The 21,574-nt window shown below is 73.5% G+C and carries 10 protein-coding genes; 7 read left to right on the top strand and 3 right to left on the bottom strand.

Translation table 11 applies throughout. From position 1 onward, the window contains the following. Positions 1–113: 113 nt before the first annotated feature. Genes HNP44_RS15630 through trmB form a run of 3 tightly spaced genes read right to left on the bottom strand, consistent with a single transcriptional unit; the run spans position 114 to position 4,616 of the window. The gene (locus tag HNP44_RS15630) at positions 114–3,122 is read right to left on the bottom strand and encodes an MMPL family transporter (protein ID WP_259141937.1); all 3,009 of its coding nucleotides are present in this window, start codon (positions 3,120–3,122) and stop codon (positions 114–116) included. Positions 3,123–3,156: 34 nt separating this feature from the next. Then, entirely contained in the window at positions 3,157–3,819 is a 663-nt protein-coding gene (locus HNP44_RS15625; RefSeq protein WP_259141936.1) for an NYN domain-containing protein, read from the bottom strand. Next, positions 3,816–4,616: a tRNA (guanosine(46)-N7)-methyltransferase TrmB gene (gene trmB, locus HNP44_RS15620; RefSeq protein WP_259141935.1), complete on the bottom strand. Its 801-nt coding sequence runs from the start codon at positions 4,614–4,616 to the stop codon at positions 3,816–3,818. The genes HNP44_RS15625 and trmB overlap by 4 nt, the downstream gene beginning before the upstream one ends. Before the next feature lie 37 nt (positions 4,617–4,653). Here trmB and HNP44_RS15615 point away from each other — a divergent pair, with 37 nt between their 5' ends. The 7 genes from HNP44_RS15615 to HNP44_RS15585 all read left to right on the top strand — a co-directional run bounded on the left by HNP44_RS15615 (position 4,654) and on the right by HNP44_RS15585 (position 21,523). After that, on the top strand, positions 4,654–5,382 hold the full coding sequence (locus HNP44_RS15615) for an LppX_LprAFG lipoprotein (protein WP_259141934.1): 729 nt from the start codon (positions 4,654–4,656) through the stop codon (positions 5,380–5,382). 2 nt (positions 5,383–5,384) lie between these two features. Beyond that, positions 5,385–7,013, top strand: a complete 1,629-nt coding sequence (locus tag HNP44_RS15610; protein WP_259142247.1) for an MFS transporter — start codon at positions 5,385–5,387, stop codon at positions 7,011–7,013. 40 nt (positions 7,014–7,053) lie between these two features. Continuing rightward, positions 7,054–7,773 (top strand): hypothetical protein, encoded by a 720-nt coding sequence (locus tag HNP44_RS15605; protein WP_259141932.1) that lies wholly within the window; start codon positions 7,054–7,056, stop codon positions 7,771–7,773. Next, positions 7,770–8,831 (top strand): hypothetical protein, encoded by a 1,062-nt coding sequence (locus tag HNP44_RS15600; RefSeq protein WP_259141931.1) that lies wholly within the window; start codon positions 7,770–7,772, stop codon positions 8,829–8,831. Before HNP44_RS15605 ends, HNP44_RS15600 begins: the two co-directional genes overlap by 4 nt. 4 nt (positions 8,832–8,835) lie before the next feature. Next, positions 8,836–9,156, top strand: coding sequence for a DUF6802 family protein (locus HNP44_RS15595; RefSeq protein WP_259141930.1), 321 nt, complete (start codon positions 8,836–8,838; stop codon positions 9,154–9,156). A gap of 46 nt (positions 9,157–9,202) precedes the next feature. Next, the gene (locus tag HNP44_RS15590) at positions 9,203–19,585 is read left to right on the top strand and encodes a non-ribosomal peptide synthetase (RefSeq protein WP_259141929.1); all 10,383 of its coding nucleotides are present in this window, start codon (positions 9,203–9,205) and stop codon (positions 19,583–19,585) included. Between the two features lie 93 nt (positions 19,586–19,678). Next, positions 19,679–21,523, top strand: a complete 1,845-nt coding sequence (locus HNP44_RS15585) for a phosphoenolpyruvate carboxykinase (GTP) (protein ID WP_259141928.1) — start codon at positions 19,679–19,681, stop codon at positions 21,521–21,523. The last annotated feature ends 51 nt before the right edge of the window (positions 21,524–21,574 follow it).

The following is a 21,574-nucleotide window of genomic DNA, read 5'->3' as shown; positions in this document are numbered from 1 at the left end:
TCGGCCTGCACGCCGTCGGCGCTGAGGGCCGTGGGGCCGAGCGGGGGCAACCCGACCGGAACACGGAACGAGCCCCGGTCCGGAAGGAATCGGGGCTCGTTCGTCGTGCGGTATCAGTCCTGGTGCGGGGGACGCTGCTGGGGGCGCGGCCCCTCACCCGTCGGGCCCTGCGGGCGCGGGCCCTGTGGCCCACCCGGGCCCTGCGGCCGCGGCGGGTACGGCTGGCGCGGCCCACCCGGGCCCTGTTGCCGCGGCATCGGGCCGTTCGCGCCCGGGCCGATCGGCCCACTCGGACGCTGTCCCTGCGGGCCACCCGGGCCCTGCGGGCCGGGAGGCGGGCCCTGACGGTGCCGCGAGGGCTGCCCGGGGGCCTGGCCCGGCCCCTGCTGCGGGCCGCGGCCCGGAACCGGCTGCTGGTAGCTGCGCGGATCCTGCGGCGGGCGCTGCGTGGGCGCCGACGGGCGCGGCGGCAGCTCCAGCCGGCCCGAGAAGCCGGGAGGCGGGCCGGGACGGCGCGGGCCGGGGCCCACCGGGGTCGGCCGGGCCGGACGCACGTCGGGCAGGTTCGACGGCGGGTGGAGCCTGCCGTCCTCGGGCGCCGCGGTGGTCCGCGTGGCGGAGACCGGCGCACCCGCTCCGACGAGCTCCGGTGCGGCCTTGCCCGGTGCCGCGGTGGCGGGCTTGACCGACGACAGCGGGCGGCCGTCGCGGGTCTCGGCCGGCAGCGAGGTCTCGCCGAGGCCGACGGCCTCCTGGATCTTGCGCATCCAGACCGGGGCCCACCAGGAGTCGTCGCCGAGCAGCTTCATCACGGCGGGCACGAGCACCATGCGGACGACGGTCGCGTCGATGAGCAGCGCGAACATCAGGCCGAAGGAGACGTACTTCAGCATCACGAGGTCGGACGTCGCGAAGGCCGCCGCGACGCACGCCAGCAGGATCGCCGCCGCGGTGATGATCCGGCCGGTGTTCGCGGTACCGGCGCGGATCGCCTGGTTCGTGGTGGCACCGCCAGCGCGTTCCTCGATCATGCGGGAGATCACGAAGACCTCGTAGTCCGTACTGAGGCCGAAGACCACCGCGATCACCAGCACCAGGACGGGCGCCATCATCGGGCCGCCGGTGAAATTGAAGATGTCGCCGCCGTGGCCGTCGACGAACATCCAGGTGAGGAAGCCGAGGGTGGAGCCCAGCGACAGGAGCGACATGAGCACGGCCTTGATCGGCAGCGTCAGCGAGCCGAAGGCCAGGAACATCATCAGCGTGGTGACCACGACCAGCAGCAGGAGGAGCATCGGCAGCAGGCTCAGCATCGAATCGATCGAGTCGTACTGCAGCACCGGCATGCCGCCGACCAGGAAGCCGACGCCCTTGCCCGGGTCCGCGCCGTCCATCTGGATGCCGCGGAGCGCCGCCACCGCCTCGCCGACGGCCTTGGTGTCGTTCGGGTCCTGCATGCTGCCGTTGGAGACCCGGACCGCGACGTCGTGGCCACGGACCTGGAGCTTCTCCGTCGTTCCCTTGACGGTGGAGACGGCGTCGGTGGCCGCGCTGAACCGCGCGGAATTCGGGTCCGCGGGGTTCGAGTGCGTGAAGCCGGGGACCTTGTTCGCCTCGTCGAGCACCTGCTTGATCTGCGCGTCGCTGGCGTTGGTGAACACGATTTTGACCGGCTGCCCGGTGTTGTCCGGGAACAGTTCCTGGAACTGGTCCTGCGCCTGGCGGGTCTCGTTGGTCGGCGGAAGGTAGGTCTGCGAGATGCCGCCGAACTGGAGGCCGACGATCGGGATGCAGATCGCGAGCAGCAGCGTCACGACGCCGACGATCGCGGTCTTCGGGCGCTTCATGACCGCGTCGGTCACCTTGCCCCACATACCGGCCTCGATGTTGGCCTTGGTCTTCGCCCGGCCCGTCTTCTCAGCGGCCCAGTGGACGACGCCGCCGATGAGCGGCAATTTCCACTTGTCGAAGATGGTGAGGAACCAGTGGAAGCTGAGCGCGAAGACTCGCGGGCCGAGCACCGCGAGCATCGCGGGGAGCAGGGTCAGCGAGAGGATCGCGGCGATGAAGACGCCGAGCAGTGCGCCCGTAGCCATCGACGTCAGCAGGCCCAGCGGGGAGATGTACAGGCAGGCCAGCGCGCCGACGATGAGCAGCGACGACATGATGATCGTTCTGCCGGCGGTCATGACCGTGCGTCTGACCGCCGTGGGTGTGTCGTATCCCTCGTCCAATTCCTCTCTGAACCGGGACACCATGAACAGGCCGTAGTCGTGGGCGATGCCCAGGCCGATCAGGGAGATGATCGGCCCGACGAAGAGGTTGACGTCCGTGAAGTCGGCCATCACCGAGGCGACCGCCATGGCAGCGCCGATGGTGAGCACACCGATGATCATCGGCAGCACCGCGGCGACGATGCCGCCGTAGACGAAGAAGAGCACGATCGCGACCAGCGGCAGTGCGATGATCTCGGCCTTCTTCTGGTCCTTCTGCACCCCCTCGGTGACCTCCGAGGTCACGGGGACGAGACCGGCCACCTGCGCCTCGAAGACCGGCTTGTTCGCCTCCGACCGCAGGATCTCCATGAGCGGCTGCTGAATCGCCACCCAGTCCTTGCCGCGCTGCGTGTCGTCCGCCGACTTCATCGGCAGTGTGAAGAAGCCCCACGTGCCGCCGTCGGCGTCCGTGCGGGTGAACTTCTTGTACAGCCCGTCGTTCGCCTGGGGCGCGCCCGGGGCGAACATGGTGTAGCTGAGCGAGCTCTCCTGAGGGTCCTTCTCGTTGACCGGGTTCAGCTTGGCGTCGTCGCCGGTCGCGAACTTCGCCAGGACGTCCTGGCGCGTCTTCTCGACGGCCTTCTCGACGTCCGCGTCGGAGATCTTCTTGCCCTCGGCCGGCTTGATCAGCACCAGGATGTCGGGCTGCATCTCCCGGCCGTTGGCCTTGTCGGTGACGACGGCGGACGCGACGGAGTCGCTGGCCTCGTCGTAGAGGCCGTTCATCTTGGTCTTGGCGCCGAGCCCGAGGAAGCCCCAGACGCCGGTCGCGGCGATGGACACGAAGAGGACCGCGATGATCGTGTACCGGAACGCGTACGTGAAGCGTCCTATAGCTGCGAACAAGCGAAAATTCCTTTCCGGTGAACCGGTTCTAGGGCTAGGCCCGGCTCGAAAGTAGCGAGGACAGGGGACGGAACGGCTGCAGCCACGCACCCTCGTCGGGCAGCGAATCGAGGCTCACCCGTGGCAGCGGCTCGCGGAACACCCCGGCGATGTCCTCGAGATCGACGAACTCCAGAGTAGGGGACGCCAGCGCCCAGGCGGCGTGCTCGCGGAACCCGAGGACGGTTACCGGTACGCCGCTTGCGGAGATCTCTTCCAGCGGCTCGCGGAAGGCCTGGCCGTCCGCGGACGCGACGACGAGCCCACCGAGGCCCGGCGAGTACCGCCGGACGTCGATGTGGTCGAGCATGTCCTCGTCGACGTCGCTGTCGTCGTCGACCTTGGGCTTGGCGAACACCGCGTAGCCGACGTTGCGCAGGGCCTCGACCCAGGGGCGGACCACGTCGGCGGTGCCAGGCGCGATGTTGGTGAAGACGGTGGCCTCGGGCTCGAGCCGGGTGTCCGTGTCCGATTCCAGGGCGGCTGTGTACTCCAGCAGCCAGCGGCCCAGTGCGTCGAAGCGCGGGCGGTGTGCGGCTGTCGGGCGACCGCCGAGGATCGAGCCGAGCCCCATGTCGAGGTTGGGCGCGTCCCAGACGAGCAGGACGCGCGCGGCCACGTCGGGCTGCGGGTCGGTGGGTGCGTCGAACGGTGTCACCGCACCTCTCCTTCCTCCACGCGTTCCCAGACGAACTCGTGGATGTCGCGGCCCACCTGCGCGGCCTTGTCTTGGAACTTGGTCACCGGGCGGTCGACGGAGATCGGCAGCCCGGCGTCGGCGAGCCGCGGGGGTAGCACCACGGGCCGCAACAGCGGCTCCGAGGGTGCGGTCTCCGCAATCGCCTCTGCATAGTCTGCATGATCAGTAGCCACGTGCAGAATCCCTCCGACTCGCAGACGGTCCGCGATCAGCGAGAACATGCGCGGCTGGAGCAGCCGGCGCTTGTGGTGCCGGGCCTTCGGCCACGGGTCCGGGAAGTAGACGCGGACACCGGTGAGCGTGCCCGGCGCGATCATGTCCTCGAGCATCGCGACCCCGTCGCCCCGCACGACCCGGACGTTCGTCAGTTCCGCGCGCTGCACCGCCCCCACTAGCTGGGCGATGCCGGGCAGGTAGACCTCGACCGCGACGACGTCGTTCTCCGGCTCGGCCTGCGCCATCGCCCACGTCGACGTGCCGGTGCCGGAGCCGATCTCCACGATGAGCGGGGCCGACCGCCCGAACCAGGCCTCCGCGTCCAGCGGGTGCGCCGGCGCCGGGAAGGCACCGTCGGGCGCACCGTCGGGCAGGGGGGACGCGGGCGGGATGTCCCGGCCGAGGGTCTCCCAGCCCGTGTCCATCGCCAGTTGCTGGGCGGGGGTGAGGGCGGCGCGGCGGGAGCGGAAACTGGTCACGCGGGGGTACAGCCGACGGTGCTCGGCACGGGGATCCTGGGACTGGGGCACGCTCTCCATCGTCCCAGCTTCACGCTTGTGACTTAGCATTGGCCGCATGATCGTGCGTAACACTCGCCACACGGCGCTCCGCCTCGCCTCCATGGTGGTGGCCCTGCTCGCCGTCGTCGGCCTCCTGGCCGCCTGCTCGAAGAGCGAAGGGGCGAAGGTGAACGACGCCCCGCTGCCCGACGCCAAGACCCTGATCGACGCCTCGTCGAAGGCCGCGCGGGAGCTGCACGACGTGCAGCTGGACCTCTCCGTCGACGGCACTGTGCCCAACCTGCCCGTCAAGAGCGTCTCCGCCTACCTCACCAACCAGCCCAAGGTCTCCGGCCAGGGCGACGCCGATGTCACCTTCAACGGCACCCAGGTCAAGGCCAAGTTCGTGGTCGTGGACGCGCACCTGTGGGCGCAGTTCGGTGCCGGCCAGAACTACCAGGACATGGGCCTCGCCGCCGACATCTACGACGCCTCCGCCATCCTCGACCCGAACAAGGGCATCGCCAACCTCATCTCCTCCGTCCGCGACCCCAAGGTCGAGGGCCGCGAGCAGATCGGCGGCGTCGAGGCCGTCCGCGTCTCCGGGATCATCCCCGGCAGCGCGCTCGCCGGCATCGTCCCCAAGGCCGCCCTCGGCGACCGCCCGCTCACCTTCTGGGTGCAGGAGGCCGCGCCGAACAACCTGGTCCGCGCCAACGTGGGCTTCGACGCCGGGACGCTGACCGTGACGCTCTCGGACTGGGGCACGAAGGTCACCCTGCTCGACCCGAAGACCGCGAAGTGACCATGACCGCGGCGCCCGAGACCCCGGGGCCCGTCCGCGGCCGCGGCGTCGCCATCGGCGCCGCGGGGCTCGCGGTCCTGCTCGGCGCGCTCGACACCTATGTGGTGGTCTCGGTGCTCGAGGACATCATGCGCAGCGTCGAGATCCCCATCAACCGGATCCAGCTCGCCACCCCGATCATCACCTGGTACCTGCTCGGTTACATCGCGGCGATGCCGCTGCTGGGGCGGCTCTCCGACCGGTTCGGTCGCCGTCTCGTGCTGCAGGCCAGCCTGGCGCTGTTCATCGTGGGATCGGTGCTGACGGCGCTCGCGGGCACGCTGGAGATCGCCTTCCACATCCCGTTGACCGGGATCGACATCGACGTTACGGCGCTCGACCAGGTGCTCGTGGGCCGCGTCGTCCAGGGCGTCGCGAGCGGCGCCCTGCTGCCCGTGACCCTCGCCCTCGCCGCCGACCTGTGGTCCGCGCGCCGACGGGCCGCCGTGCTCGGCTGGGTCGGCGCCGCCCAGGAACTGGGCAGCGTGCTCGGACCCGTCGTGGGCGTGGGCGTGGTGACGCTGGTGCACAACCACTTCTCCTCGGTGCCGCGCGATGACGCCTGGCGCGTCGTCTTCTGGATCAACGTGCCGCTCGCGCTCGTCGCGATGCTGCTACTGCAGATCACCGTGCCCAAGCGGGAGGTGACGAAGCAGAAGGTCGACGTGGTCGGCGGGCTGCTGTTGGCCGTCGCGCTGGGACTGTCGGTGATCGGCCTCTACAACCCGGAACCGGACGGGGAGCAAATCCTGCCGCCGAACGGGGCGTGGCTGCTGCTCGGGGCCGCGGTCGCCTTCGTGGCGTTCGCGCTCTGGGAACGGTTCGCGCGGATCAAGCTCATCGATGCAGCGGGCATGCGCGTGCCGCCCTTCCTGGCCGCCTGCGCCGCGTCGGTGTGCGCCGGCGCGGCGCTCATGGTGACGCTGGTCGACGTCGAGATCTATGCGCGGCTGGTGCTCCAGCGCGACGGCGTGGCCGCGGTGCTCACCCTGGTCCGCTTCCTGCTCGCGCTGCCTGTCGGCGCGATCCTCGGCGGCTTCCTCGCCACGCGCTTCGGCGACCGGATCGTGTCGGTGGTCGGCCTCGTCGTCGCGGCGGGCGGCTACGTGCTCATCGCGCAGTGGCCGGCGGACGTGCTCTCCGCCCACTACCTCGGCTTCCTGCCCGCGCTCGACACGTCACTCGCGATCGCCGGTTTCGGGCTCGGCGTAGTGATCGGCCCGCTCTCGTCGGCGGCGCTGCGCGCGGTGTCGCTATCGCAGGCCGGGATCGCCTCGGCGCTGCTCGTGGTGGCCCGGATGAGCGGCATGCTGATCGGTGTGGCCGCGCTGACCACGTTCGGGTTCTATCGCCTGAACTCGATCATGGACTCGATGCCGAGGATCGCCCCGACGGGCGACTTCATGAGGACGGCCATGGAGGTCGCCCGGCAGACGCAGGAGGCCTACAGCCGGATGTTCGGCGAAGTCTTCGGCGTGACCGCGGTGATATGCCTGGTGGGCGCCGCGTTCGCGGTCTTCGTGGCCGGCGGCCGGCACGAATCGGAGCAATCGCCCACCGCCGACGACGCGGCGCTCGTACCCTCCCGGTAGGCGATCGGCGCGGGGGCGCCGATCGGGAGCGGGGGCTCTCATGGGGGATCTGTCCGTGCGCCGCGGCGCGCCACGGGTGCGGCTGCTCGGCCGCGCCGGCGTCGGGACGACGGTGCTGGGCGCGGCTCTGCGTTCGCGCGCGGTCGAGACGGCTGAGGACGAGGACGGCGCCGACGCGCTCCTCTACTGCTTCGCCGGGGGACTGCGTGCCACCGACCGCGCGGCGGTCGAGGCGCTGGACGCCGATCCCGCGGGCCCGCCGGTGATTGCGTGGACCAAGGCCGACGCCGCCGGGTCCTGGCGCGCCGCCGACGAGTACGCCGCGCGCCTCGGCGAGATCCTGGGCCGCCCGGTCGTCGCGGTGATGGCGCTGCTCGACGGGGTCGACGCGGCCGACCTACCCGCGATCCGCCGCCTCGCGGAATCGCCTCTCGCGCTGCCCGCGTCGGCGCTCGCGGCCACGGAGGCGCTCGGCGAGGACGCCCCGCTACTGTGCCGGTTCGGCGGCTACGGGCTGGCGTGCGCGCTGGGAGCGCTGCGCGAGACCCCGTCGATGCCCGACGAGACGCTACTGGCCAGCCTGCGCGAGCTGAGCGGCGTGGACGCGCTGCTGCCTCCCCTCGCCGCCGCCCTGCGGGGGTACGAGGAGCGCCGGGAGGCGGAGTTCGACGGTGCCCTGCGCGCCCTCGCCGCGACGGATTGCGCGCGGCGCGACGAGGCCGAGCAGCTGCTGCTGGACCGGCTGGGGCGGGCATCGTGACCGTACTCGTGGCCGGGCAGGACCCGGCCGGTGCGGCCGCCGTCGCCGACCGCCTGGGCGGGGACGCCGCGGCCGTCGACGCCGACGGGGTGCCGGTGCCGCTCGGCGAGCACCGCGGCGACCACGACGTCCTGGTCTACGTCCTCGACGCCTGCGTCCCCGCGGACGCGGTCGACGCCATCGCGCTCGGCCGGCTCCGCGCCGACCTGCCGACGGTGCTCGCCGCCACGGGCGCCGACGTCTACCCGCACGCGGCGGCCACCCTGGCGGAGTCCGGGCGCCGCCTCGGCGGCGACGTGGTGAGTGTCCAGCCCGACTCGGGCGGCGGCTTCGCCGAGCTCCGGGCCGCGCTCGCGGCCCCCGCGCCCGCGTGCCCCGCATCGCCGGCCGGTGCGCCGACGGTGCCGGGGCCGCCGGGGGCGGCACTCGAGCGGGCCGACCGGTCCGCGTACCTGCGATCGGCGATCGCGCGGATCCGCGCCGCGCTCCTCGCGGATTCCGCCGAGGGCTTCCGCCGGCACGAGGACGAGCCGGGCGATGACGTGGGTTCCCGGCTCACCGGGGTCGTCCTCACGCTGGAGCGGTCGCTGGGCGCGCACCTGCGCGCCGCCTACCGCGGCACCTTCGCGGGCTGGCCCGACCCGCCAGAGCCGGCTGTGCCGGTGTTGCCGCGTCCCGACCCGCCAGCGGCGCCGGCGGACCGTCGCCGGCCCGAGGACCTGGCGGTCCTGATCCTGGGCGCCTCCGCCGGGCTCGGCATCGGCCGGGCGGTGGCCGCGCCGCTCGAGGTGCTGGGCGCGTTGCGCTGGCTCGCGCTGCCGATCAGCCTCGCGGTGGGGCTCGCCGCCGCGGTGTGGCTGCTCCGGATGCGCCGCCGGTCGACCGCGCGTGCGGAGCGGCGGAGCTGGGCCGACGCCGCCGCGGCCGGGTTCCGGCAGCGGGTGGAGGTCGAGCTGGCTGCGGCGCTCGTCGCCGCGGAGGCCGACGCCGCGCTGCGGCTGGCTCGCGGACCGGGAACCGATCGGGAGGCCGGTGCGTCCAATGAATATGGACCCTGAATTCGTGCTGTTCGGATCACCCGACTCGGACGCCTTCGGCGCCGGGCTGTTCGACGGCGCCGTACCTGCGGCCGAGCCCGCGCCCGGCGGGCTCTGGGTGCACGCCGACGGCGGCTGGTACGACGTGCATGCCCTCGACACCGACGGTGACGGAACGGTCGACACGGGCACCCTCGTCGACGCCGACGGCACCGCTGTCTTCACCGACCTGGACGCCGACGGCGTGGCCGACGTCTATCACCGGGTGCGCGAGAACGGCACGTTCGAGACGTGGCGGTTCGCCGCCGGCCGGTGGCGGCTGCTGGATAGCGGCGGCATTGCTTGACTCCGTTCGATAAGGTTGCGATCGCAAACCTGATTGAGGGGGGATCATGGCGAACCGGTTCAAGGCGAGGCGTGCCGCGCGTGCCGGGGTACCACTGACCCGGGCGCAGGAGTACGTCCTCGCCGCCCGCCGCGCAGACGGCGCGAGCCCGCTGTGGACCATCAGCGAGTACGTCGTGCTCGACGGGGCGATCGACGACGACGTATTGCGCCGCGCGGCCGCGTACGTGGCGACTGCCGCCGAACCGCTTGTGGCCCGGATCGATGAGAAGGCGCATACCCAGCACGTCGGCGCCGGAACCACCGTTGTCGTGGAGCGGGTCGATCTCCGTCGGGAGGGCGATCCCGAGGAGGCGGCGCGGCGCTTCGCCGCGGACCGGCTGGCCTCGCCCCCGCGGGAGCCCCGGGTCCGCCTGGCGCTCGTCCGCACGTCCGAGCGCCGGGTGCGGCTGCTCCTCGAATGCGATCTCGCCGTCGCCGACGGCTACACCGCCGCCCGCGTCCGGGCCGCGATCGCCGCCGCGTACACGGACCTCGTCGAGGGCCGCTCGCTCCAGGCGGATCCCATCCGGCCGCTGCGGGCGTTGCTCGCAGCCGAGTCCGGCTACCTCTCCTCTCAGGACCGCGGTGAGGACGCCGCCTACTGGCGCGGCGCAGGCCTCCCGGGGCGCGCCGTCCTGCCGGGCGGCGCACCGTCGGGCGGAGCGAGCGGCCAGGTCCGCGCGCCCCTGCGGTCGCTCGCCGCGGACCTGATCCACAGCCTGGACGCCGAGGCCCGCGCCGTCGGCGTGCGGAACGTCACCGTCGTCGTCGTGGCCGCCGCGCTCGTGGCCGCGCGGCGCACGGGCGCCGAGCGCGTGCGGGTAGACCTGCCGGTCTCGGGGCGCATCGACGAGACCGGCCTCGACACCGACGGTGCCGCCGGGACCACCATCGCGGTGCGCGTCGACCTGGCCCCGGCGGGCACGGTGCGCGCGTGCCTGAGGGCCGTCGACGCCGGGATCCGCCAGGCCTTCCTGCACCAGCGCGGCCGCCCGCTCGACGGCGAGCACGGCTCGACCGGCGTGGTCGTCACGTACCTGCAGCCCGTGCCCGAGGACTTCGCAGGCGTGCCGGGCGGCACCGAGGTGGTCAGCGCCGGGCCCGTCCGGCACCTCGGCTTCGTCGCGCTCGCCATGGACGGCGGGCTCACCCTCGACGTCCGCGGCCGGGCCGGGGTCTTCGACGCTCCACAGGTCGCGGCGCTCGCGGCCGAGTGGCACGGCGCCATCGCGGCGCTCGTCGCCGACCCCGACGCGCTCCTCGGCCCGCTGCTCGAGGCTGTGCCACAGGACGTCGCATCCGAGGCGACAGCGTCCCCGGCCGGCACGGCGACCGGCGGGGACGACGTCGCGCTCGTCGCCGAATGGCTCGGCGGGATCCTCGGCATGCCCGACGTCGGCCCGGACGATTCTCTGTTCGACTTGGGCGGCACCTCGCTGGTCGCGGTCCGGGTCACCGACCGGATCGCCGAGTTGCGCGGCGTGCAGGTTCCCGTGGTGGAGGTTTTCGACAACCCCACGCCCCGCGGCATCGCCGCGCTGATAGCGACCGCGCCGCCCGCCGCCGCCCCGGCGGTACGGCCCCTGAGCGGGCTGGCAGTGGCCAACGTCGACGCCGCGGCACCGTCGAACTCCGGTCCGGCAGGTCCGTCGATCCCCGCGCTGGGCGACGTCACGGAGGCCCCCGCATCGCACGCGCAGGCGGGGCTGTTCCGCGACTTCCAGCTCGGCGGCCCTTCGCCGGTCTACAACATGCCGCTGGTCCTCGACTTCGACGAACCGATCGACGCCGCGGCGATGGCCCGTGCGCTGCGGGACGTGGCGGTCAAGCACCGGGCGCTGCGCACCGTGCTGCAACTGCGCGGCGACGACGTGGTGCAGGACCTCACCGTTGCGATCGACGACGACCGCCTGCTGGAGCGGCGCACCGTTCCCGCCGAGCAGCGCGACGCCGTCGCCCGGGAGTGCGCGGCGTACGCTTTCGACCTCGCCGCCGAGCCGCCCTTCCGAGGATGGCTGCTCGAGGACCCCGACCCCGACGAGCCGCCGCGCATGGTCCTGGTGCTGCACCACACCGCCGGCGACGGCGCCTCCGTGAGGCCGCTGCTGCGCGACCTCGTCGCCGCCTACGCCGCCCGCCGCTCCGGCGTCGCACCGGAGCTCGGCGTCCCCGCCGTGCAGTACGCGGACTTCGCGGCCTGGCAGCTCGCGCGGCTGCACGACCCCGACGGGCCCGTCGTCGCGCAGCGCGACTTCTGGCGCCGCACGCTCGACGGTGCGCCGGCCGAGACCGTGCTGCCCGTGGATCGCCCGTACCCCGCCGGCAGCGGATTCGAGGGCGGCACCGTCGATTTCGCGTGGCCCGCAGAGCTCGTCGAGCCCCTGCAGAAGCTCGCGCGCGAGCACGGCACGAGCCTGTTCATGGTCCACTACGCCGCCCTCGCGGCGCTGCTGTCCAAGCTCGGCGCCGGCGACGACGTGGTGATCGGCACCGCCGCGTCCGGCCGCCCTCCGTCGTGCGACGACGTGGTCGGCATGTTCGTCAACCTGCTGCCGCTGCGCACCACCGTCGACTGGTCGGCGGAGTTCGGCGAGTACCTGCGGCGCACCCGGGCGACCGTGCTCGACGCCTACGCGAACCAGGACGTGCCCTTCGGCGAGATGGTCGCGATGCAGCCGCGCGGCTCCGCCGACCGGCACCCGATCTTCCAGGTGATCCTCGGCTGGAACGAGGATCCCGGCTGGGACGACCTGCGCGACGTGCTCGTCGCCGAGATGGCGCCGATGGCTGTCGGCACCTCCCGCGCCGACCTGCTGTTCAGCGTCACGGAGTCCACTGACGGGCTCACCGGCGCCGTCGAGTACCGCACCGACGTCTTCGACCGCGCCACCGTCGAGTCCCTCGTCGCCCGCTGGCGGCGGCTGCTCGAACAGGTCGCCGCGGATTCCCGGACGCGGGTGGCCGCCCTCGACGTGCTGCTCGACCCCGAGCCCGCGACCCTCGCGACGTGGGGCGCACCGTCGGGCCCGGAGAGCGCCGTGGTGGTTCCGGACCTGATCGACAAATGGGTCGAGGCGAGGCCTGACGCGCTCGCCCTCGCCGACGACGAGAAGTCCCTGACCTACGCCGAGCTCGACCGGGAGGCGAACCGCTGGGCCCGGTACCTGCGCGGCGAGGGCGTCCGGCCGGGCGACGTGGTCGCGCTGACCGTGCCGCGCTCCGCGCGCCTGATCGTGGTGGAGCTGGCCGCGTTGCGCGCCGGCGCCGCCTACCTGCCGATCGATCCCGCGTACCCCGCCGAGCGCATCGCCTTCCTGCTGGAGGACGCGGCGCCGCGGCTCGTCGTCGCCGCGGACACCGTCCCCGACCTGCAGGACTTCGACGATGCGCCGCTCACCGACGCCGAGCGCGGCCGGCCGCTGCGGCCGGACGACGCCGCGTACGTCGTCTACACCTCCGGCACGACCGGCACCCCCAAGGGCGTCGTCGTGCCGCACGCCGGCGCCGCCGGCCTGGCCGCCGCGATCGCCGCCGGGACCGGCGCGGGCGCGGGCGCGCAGGTGCTGTCGAACTTCTCCGTCGGCTTCGACATCTCCTTCTGGGACCTGCTCAGTGCTCTCGCCACCGGCGGCACGCTGCGGATCTCCGGCGAGACCCGGGTGGGCGACGAGCTCGCCGACTTCGTCGAGGAGCACGGCGTCACGCACGCGCTCATCACCCCGTCGGTGCTGGCGTCGATCACGCCGGGCCGGATGCCCGGCCTCACCTCGCTCACCGTCGGCGCCGAGGCCGTCACCCGCGCGCTCGTCGAGACCTGGGCGCCGGGCCGGCGGCTGATCAACGCCTACGGCCCCACCGAGCTCACCGTCGCCGCGACCCTCGGTCCGCTGACGCCGGGGGAGGGCGCCGTCTCCATCGGCCGGCCCATCGGCGGCTCCCGCGCCTACGTCCTCGACGCCGGGCTGCGGCGCGTGCCGCCGGGCGTCGTGGGCGAGCTGTACGTCGGCGGGCCCGGCGTGGCCCGCGGCTACGCGGGCCTGCCCGCCCTCACTGCGTCGCGCTTCGTCGCCGACCCCCTCGGCGCCGACGGCGCGCGGATTTACCGCACCGGCGACCTGGTGCGGTGGCTACCCGGCGGCGAGCTGGAGTACGTGGGCCGCGCCGACGACCAGGTGAAGCTCCGCGGCTTCCGGATCGAGCCGGGCGAGGTCGAGGCGGCGCTCGCGGCGTGCCCCGGCGTCGGCGCGGCGGCCGTCGTCGTGCAGGGCGAGGAGCCCACCCGGCGCCTCGTCGGGTACGTCACCGGCACGGCGTCCGAGGCGGACGTCCGGGCGCACGCCGCGCGGCGGCTGCCCGCGCACATGGTGCCCGCCCGGGTGCTCGTGCTCGACGTGCTGCCGCTCACCGCGAACGGCAAGGTCGACCGCGCGGCGCTGCCCGTGCCCGACGCCGGCGACGCCGCCCCGTACCGGGCGCCCGGTACCTCGGCCGAGGAGATCCTCGCCGGGGTCTTCGTCGAGGTGCTCGGCCGCGAGCGGGTCGGCGTCGACGAATCCTTCTTCGAGCTGGGCGGCGACTCCATCACGGCGATCCAGGTGGTCGGCCGCGCCCGCGCCGCGGGCGTCATCATCACCGCGCACGACGTCTTCGCGCACCGCACCGTCGCGGGCCTGGCGGCCGTGGCCCGCACGGCCGATCCCGCCGACTCCGTGCCCGACGACGGCGTCGGCGAGATCGCGCCCACGCCCGTCCTGTCCTGGTTCGTCGCGCACGGCGGCACCCCCGAGGGCTTCCATCAGTCGGTGCTGGTCCGCACCCCGTCGGGTGTGGGCGAGGAGACGCTGCACGCCCTGACCCAGGCGATCCTCGACCGGCACGACGCCCTCCGCGCGGAGATCGGCACGGCGCACGGCGGCTCGTCGCTCGTGGTCCGGCCCGTCGGCGCCGTCGCCGCCGCGGACGTCGTGCACCGGTTCGACGCCACCGGTCTGTCGCTCGACGAGACCGGTGCCGCTATCGCCGCCGAGCACCGCCGCGTGACGGGCCTGCTGGGGCCCGGCGCACCGTCGCTGCTGCGGGTCGTGTGGTTCGACCTCGGCCCGGAGCGGGAGGGCGCGCTGCTCGTCGCGGCCCACCACTTCGTGGTCGACGGGGTCTCCTGGCGCATCCTGCTCACCGACCTCGCGACCGGCTGGCACACCGCCGCGACGGGCCGGCCCGTGGTGACGGCTCCGGTGGGCACCTCCTTCCGCCGCTGGTCGACGGTGCTCGCGGACAGCGCCGCACAGGCGGCCCCCGAGGAGCTCGCGTACTGGCGCTCCGTACTCGAGGGTGCGCCCGCGCTGCTCGATGGTGTCCTCGACCCGGTCCGCGACACCCACGGCGCCGCCGGCCGGGCAGAGCTGACTCTGCCCGCCGAGGTCGCCGGGCCGCTGCTCGGCGCGGTTCCGGAGTGCTTCCACGCGGGCGTGCAGGACGTGCTGCTCGCGGCCTTCGCGACCGCGGTCATCGCGTGGGCGCACGAGCGCGGCCGCGGCGACGGCGCCGCCCTCGTCGAGGTGGAGACGCACGGCCGTGACGAGTCCCTGGCACCGGGGCTGGACCTCTCGCGCACCGTCGGGTGGTTCACCAACGTCCACCCCGTGCGGCTGCGGCCGGGCGCGGACGGCGCCGCGGCGGCAGTCAAGCGCGTCAAGGAGCAGCTGCGGGCGGTGCCCGGCGGTGGCCTCGGCTACGGCCTCGCGCGGTACGGCGGCGCCGGGAGCGGAGCGAGCGGGCCGGATCAGCACGGCCGGGGGACGGCGGCGGAGCTCGCTGCGCTGCCGCAGCCGGAGATCGGCTTCAACTACCTGGGCCGCACGATCGGCGCGGGCGATGAGGACTGGGCGCCGGACCGCCGCTTCGCCGATCTCTCCCCGGCGCCCGGCGCGCTCGCGCTGATGCACGCCGTCGAGGTGAACGCCGTCGCCCGCGACGGCGCGGAAGGGCCGGAGCTGGTCGCGGCGTGGACGTGGGCGCCGGCGCTCGTCGACGAGCCCGCGGTCCGCCGGCTCGGCGCGCTGTGGTTCGACGCGCTGCGCGACGTCGTGGCCGCGGCGGGCAGCGGCGGCGGGCACACCCCGTCGGACTTCCCCCTGGTCGTGCTGACGGGCGAGCAGGTCGATCGCCTCGACAACCGGTACCCGGGTCTGGAGGAGGTGCTGCCGCTGACGGTGCTGCAGCAGGGTTTCCGCTACCACGCGGAGCTCGGCGATGCGGCGGGCGATGCGACCGATCCGTACGTCGTGCAGACGGTGATCGACTTCGAGGGCGTCCTCGACGAGGACCGCTTCGCCGAGTCGGTGCGTGCGCTGTTGGCGCGCCGCGAGGCGCTGCGCGCCCGGTTCGTCGCCGACGGGCTGGACGCCCCCGTCCAGGTCATCGCGGCGCCCGGGCCCGTGCCGTACCGCCACGAGGACGTGCGCGGGGCGCGCGACCCCGAGGCCCGGTTCGACGAGCTCGCCGCCGCCGAAAGGCACCGCGGCTTCCGCCTCGACCGCGAGCCCGGCGTGCGGTTTCTGCTGGTCCGGGTGGGGGAGCGCGATGCCCGGCTGGTGGTGACCAACCACCACATCCTGTGGGACGGCTGGTCGGCGCCGGTGATCTTCCGCGACCTCCTGGCGGGGTACGCGGGCATCGATCCCGACGCCCTCGGCGGGCCGCGGGCGGGCCTGCGCGACTACTTCACCTGGCTGCAGGGCCGCGACCGGGAGGCCGCGCGTGCCGCTTGGGCGGCGGAGCTCGACGGTCTCGACGAGCCGACGCTGGTCGCCCGCGACCGGCCGCTGCGGGCGGGGGCCGACGGCGGACCGTCGGGCGAGGGGCACGACGAAGTGCGCGCGATGATCCCCGACAACCTCAATGCGGCCGTCACCCGACTCGCGGGAACGCTCGGCACCACGCCCGGCGCGGTGCTGCAGGCGACGTGGGCGATCGCGCTGGGCGGCGCGACGGGCCGCGACGACGTGGTCTTCGGGTCGGTGCAGTCGGGCCGCCCCGCGCAGCTCGACGGCGTCGAGGACCTGGTGGGCCTGCTCATCACCACCTCCCCGGTGCGGGTCGCTCTCGACCCGCGCGCGACGGTCCGCGAGATCGCCCTCGGCGTGCAGGAGCAGTACGTGCGCCTGCTCGACCACCAGCACCTCGGCCTCACCGAGATCGCCCGCGCCGCCGGCCGGGACGAGATCTTCGATTCGCTGTTCGTGGTGGAGAACTACCCGTCGACAGCGGGCGCGACGATCCCCGGCACCGACGTCGAGGTCGTCGACGTGCGCGGCGACGAGGCCACCCACTACCCGCTGTCCGTCGCCGTGGCCCCCGGCCGGACCATGCACCTCCGCGCGGGTTTCCGCACCGACGCGCTGGACCGCGGCTGGGTCGAGGACCTGGTCGACCGGTGGCGCCGCGTGCTCACCGCGGCGGTCACCCGGCCCGATGCCCGCCTCGCCGACGTCGACGGCACCGGCGAGACCGAGCGGCTGCTCGTGCGCCGCTGGGGCGGCGCCATCGGCGGTGTCCCCGCCCGCACGCTCCCGGAGCTCGTCGCCCGCCGCGCCGCGGCCCGCCCCCGTTCCCGCGCCGTCGCCGGCGACGGCGCCCCGCTCAGCTACGCCGAGCTCGACGCGCTGTCGAACCGGTGGGCGCGGCGCTTCCTCGCCGAGGGCGTGGGCCCGGGCGACGTGGTCGCGGTGACCGCGCCGCGCTCGATCGGCTTCGTCGCCGTGGTGCTCGGCATCGCGAAGGCGGGCGGCGCGTTCCTGCCGATCGATTCCGCGACGCCGCGCGAGCGCATCGAGGCCATGTTCGCCGACGCGCGTCCCGTCCTCGAGGTCGACGGTGCGCTGCTCGACGCCGGCCCGGGCGACGCAGGGGACGAACCCGTCACCGACGCCGACCGCCGCGCGGCCCTCACGCCCCAGGACACCGCCTACGTCATCTTCACCTCGGGCTCGACGGGCACGCCCAAGGGCGTCGCGGTCACCCACGCCGGCCTCGCCGATCTGGTGCGGACCTTCGACGAGTTGAACCTGGGCCCGGGGACGCGGATGCTGCACAACGCCTCCGTCGGCTTCGACGCCGCGGTGTGGGAGCTGCTGTGCGCCCTCGGTACGGGCGGCACGCTCGTCGTCTCGGCGAAGGTGCGCGCGGGCCGCGAGCTCGCCGACTTCGTCGAGAAGCACCGGGTCACCAACGCGGTGCTCACCCCGTCCGTGCTCGCGTCGGTGCCCGCCGGGCGGATGCGCGGCCTGACGTCGCTGGTGGTGGCCGCCGAGGCGGTGCCGCGCGCGCTCGTCGACCGCTGGGGCCCCGGCCGCCGGCTGGTCAACGCGTACGGCCCCACCGAGGCGACGATCGCCGTCTCCTTCGCGCGGATCCGCCCCGGCGAGTGCAGCCCGGTGCCCATCGGACGCCCCGTGCGCGGCATGGCGGTCCGGGTGCTCGACGGTGCCCTCCGGCGCGTCGGGCCGGGCGTCGTGGGCGAGCTGTACGTCTCCGGCGCCGCGGTGGCCCGCGGCTACGTGGGCCGCCCGGGCCTCACGGCGTCGCGGTTCGTCGCGGACCCGTACGGCGGGGCCGGGGCGCGCATGTACCGGACGGGCGATCTGGTGCGGTGGCTGCCCGACGGCGCCCTGGAGTACGTGGGCCGCGCCGACGACCAGGTGAAGCTCCGCGGCGTGCGGATCGAGCTGGGCGAGGTCGAGGCGGCGCTGGCCGCGGTCCCCGGCGTGAGCGCCGCGGTCGCCCTCGTGCGCGACGGCGCCCGCGGCGGCCGGCTCGTCGGCTACGTCGTCGCGCCCGGCCTCGCGCCCGACGAGGTGACCGCGGGCGTCGCTCGGCGGCTGCCCGCGGCGATGGTCCCGTTCGTCGCGGTGCTCGACGCGCTGCCGCTCACCCCGAGCGGCAAGCTCGACCAGGCGGCGCTCCCGGAGCCGGTGTTCGCCGCGGCCGCCGGGTACCGGGCGCCGGAGACCGACGAGGAGCGGGCCATGGTCGCGCTGTTCGAGTCGGTCCTCGGGGCCGAGGACGTGGGCCTCGACGACTCCTTCTTCGAACTCGGCGGCGATTCGCTGTCGCTGATGCGGCTGGTGGACCGGGTGGATGTCGACTTCGGGGTCCGGGTGCCGATCGTGGGGCTGTTCGAGAGCGCCAGCCCGGCGTCGGTGCTGGCGTCGCTGTCCGAGGTCGGCCGGCCCCGGGCGGTGGAGGTCCCCGTCGACGACGTGCGGTTCGCGCCGTCCACGCCGGACGTGACGCCGACCGGCCACGAGGTGCTCGTCACCGGCGCGACCGGCCTGCTGGGCGGGCACCTGATCCGCGCCGTGCTCGAGGCCGATCCGTCGGCCCGCGTGCAGGCCCTGGTCCGCGCTCGCGATGAGGCGTCGGGGCTCGAGCGGATCCGCACGACGATGCGGGGCTACGGCGCCTGGTCGGACGGCTACGAGGGCCGGATCAGCGCGCTGCCGGGCGACCTCGCGCTGCCCGCCCTGGGCATCGACGCCGCGGTCTGGGACCGCGTGATCGAGCAGGTCGACGCGATCATCCACTGCGGCGCGCGGGTCAACCACGTCGAGCCGTACCCGCGGCTGCGGGCGGCCAACGTGGATTCGACGCGGTTCCTGCTGGAGCTGGCCTCCCGTCGGCCCGGGACGGCCTTCCAGTTCGTCTCCACCATCTCGGCGGCGGGCGCCTTCGACGAGATCCCCGACGCCGGGTACACGCACTCCAAGTGGGTGGCCGAGCGGGTCGTGGAGCTCGCGGCGGCGAGCGGCGTGCGGTCGACGATCCTACGGCCCGGCCTGCTGACCGGGTCCCTGGACTCGGGCGCCACCAACACCGACGACGCCTTCTGGAATCTCGTTCGGTCGATCGCGACGGTGGGGGCGGCGCCGTCGGAGCTACTGGAACAGACGATCGAGATGACCCCCGTCGACCGGGCGGCCGAGGCGATGGTGGAGGTCCTGCGCGGCGGTGGCGATCAGCTGCGGACGCTCGAGGTGGGCAGCGGCTCCCGGGTGAGCTGGGCTGAGATCGTCGAGGCGCTGCGCCGCGGCGGCTATCCCGTTGAGGCGGTGCCCGGTCACGTCTTCCTGGAGCGCCAGACCGCCGCATTCCGGGACCGGCCCGAGGTGGCGGAGGCGCTCGCGCGTGCCATCCTGCTCATCCGCGCGGGTCTGGAGCGCGAGACCGTCGGCGAGGGCGGGGGCTGGACCCCGACGAGCGCCGCCGACGGGCGCATCGGACGCGACGGTGACCGGGCCCCGGTCGGGGACGCCGGGCTCGACATCTACGTCGACTACTTGGTGCGCATCGGCTTCCTCCCGGGTGCGGGAAATAGGGCCGATGTGTGATGTGAGATGTTGCACGTCACCCTCGGTTCTGCGACCTTGCCCGATGTGTGACACTGGTTCAAAGGTTCGTATGCGACTTTGGAGATGACACCTATGACGTCAGCCACCATTCCCGGCCTCGAGGGGGATTCGGTCCCCACGAAGCACGCCCAGCTCGTCGAGTGGGTGCGCGAGGTCGCCGAGCTCACGCAGCCCGACCGCGTGGTGTGGGCCGATGGCTCGGACGCCGAATGGGATCGCCTGACTTCCGAGATGGTCGCCGCGGGCACCTTCACCAAGCTCAACGACGCGAAGAAGCCCAACTCCTTCCTGGCCCTCTCGGACCCGGCGGACGTGGCGCGCGTGGAGTCGCGCACCTACATCTGTTCGGAGACCAAGGAGGGCGCGGGTCCGACGAACAACTGGGTCCGTCCCGCCGAGATGCGCGCGACGATGACCGACCTCTACCGCGGCTCGATGCAAGGCCGCACCATGTACGTGGTGCCCTTCTGCATGGGCCCGCTGGGTGCCGACGACCCCAAGTTGGGCGTCGAACTGACCGACAGCCCCTACGTCGTGGTCTCGATGAAGATCATGACCCGCATGGGCACCGCGGTACTGGAGAAGCTGGGCGATGAGGGCTTCTTCGTCAAGGCCATCCACTCCGTGGGCAAGCCGCTCGCGCCGGGCGAGGCCGACGTGGCGTGGCCGTGCAGCGAGACCAAGTACATCACTCACTTCCCGGAGACCCGCGAGATCTGGTCGTACGGCTCGGGCTACGGCGGCAACGCCCTGCTCGGCAAGAAGTGCTACGCGCTGCGCATCGCCTCGGCCATGGCGCACGACGAGGGCTGGCTCGCCGAGCACATGCTGATCCTCAAGCTGATCTCGCCGGAGCAGAAGGTCTACTACATCGCTGCTGCGTTCCCGTCGGCCTGCGGTAAGACCAATCTCGCGATGATCCAGCCGACCCTGCCGGGCTGGCGCGCCGAGACCGTCGGCGACGACATCGCCTGGATGCGCTTCGGCAAGGACGGCCGCTTGTACGCGGTGAACCCCGAGTTCGGCTTCTTCGGCGTCGCCCCCGGCACGTCGATGGACTCCAACCCGAACGCGATGAAGACCATCGACGCCGGCAACACCATCTTCACCAACGTCGCCAAGACCGACGACGGCGACGTCTGGTGGGAGGGCATGTCGGCCGCGCCGCAGCACCTCACCGACTGGCGCGGCGACGACTGGGAGAGCTCCTCGGCCGAGAACGAGGACGGCGTCGTCACGGTCGCCGCGCACCCGAACTCGCGGTACACCACGCCGATGTCGCAGTGCCCGTCGATCGCCCCCGAGTGGGACGACCCGCAGGGTGTGCCGATCTCGGCCATCCTCTTCGGCGGCCGCCGCAAGACGACGGTGCCGCTGGTCACGCAGGCGCGCGACTGGAAGCACGGCGTCTTCATGGGCGCGACGGTCGGCTCGGAGCAGACCGCCGCCGCCGAGGGCAAGGTGGGCACCGTCCGCCGCGACCCGATGGCGATGCTGCCCTTCCTGGGCTACAACGTGGGCGACTACTTCGACCACTGGCTGAACATCGGCAAGCAGGCCGACGAGTCCAAGCTGCCGGCCGTGTTCTACGTGAACTGGTTCCGCCGCGGCGAGGACAAGCGCTTCCTGTGGCCCGGATTCGGCGAGAACAGCCGCGTGCTCAAGTGGATCGTCGACCGCATCGAGGGCAACGTCACCGGTCAGGAGACGCCGGTCGGCATCGTCGCCACCCCGGAGGAGCTGGACCTCACCGGTCTGGACACCCCGGTCGCGGACGTCGCCGAGGCGCTGGCCGTGAACGTCGACGAGTGGCGCGGCGAGCTGCCGTCGATCGACGAGTGGTTTGAATTCGTCGGCGACAAGCTGCCCACCGGCCTCAAGGACGAGCTGGACGCGCTCAAGCAGCGCCTGGGCTAGCCCCCTGACACGCACTGCGCCCCCGCTGTTCCCAGCGGGGGCGCAGTGTTG

The sequence above is a fragment of the Tsukamurella ocularis genome, assembly GCF_024807615.1.
Taxonomy (GTDB): domain Bacteria; phylum Actinomycetota; class Actinomycetes; order Mycobacteriales; family Mycobacteriaceae; genus Tsukamurella; species Tsukamurella ocularis.
This window is presented reverse-complemented; position numbering and strand designations above follow the sequence as displayed.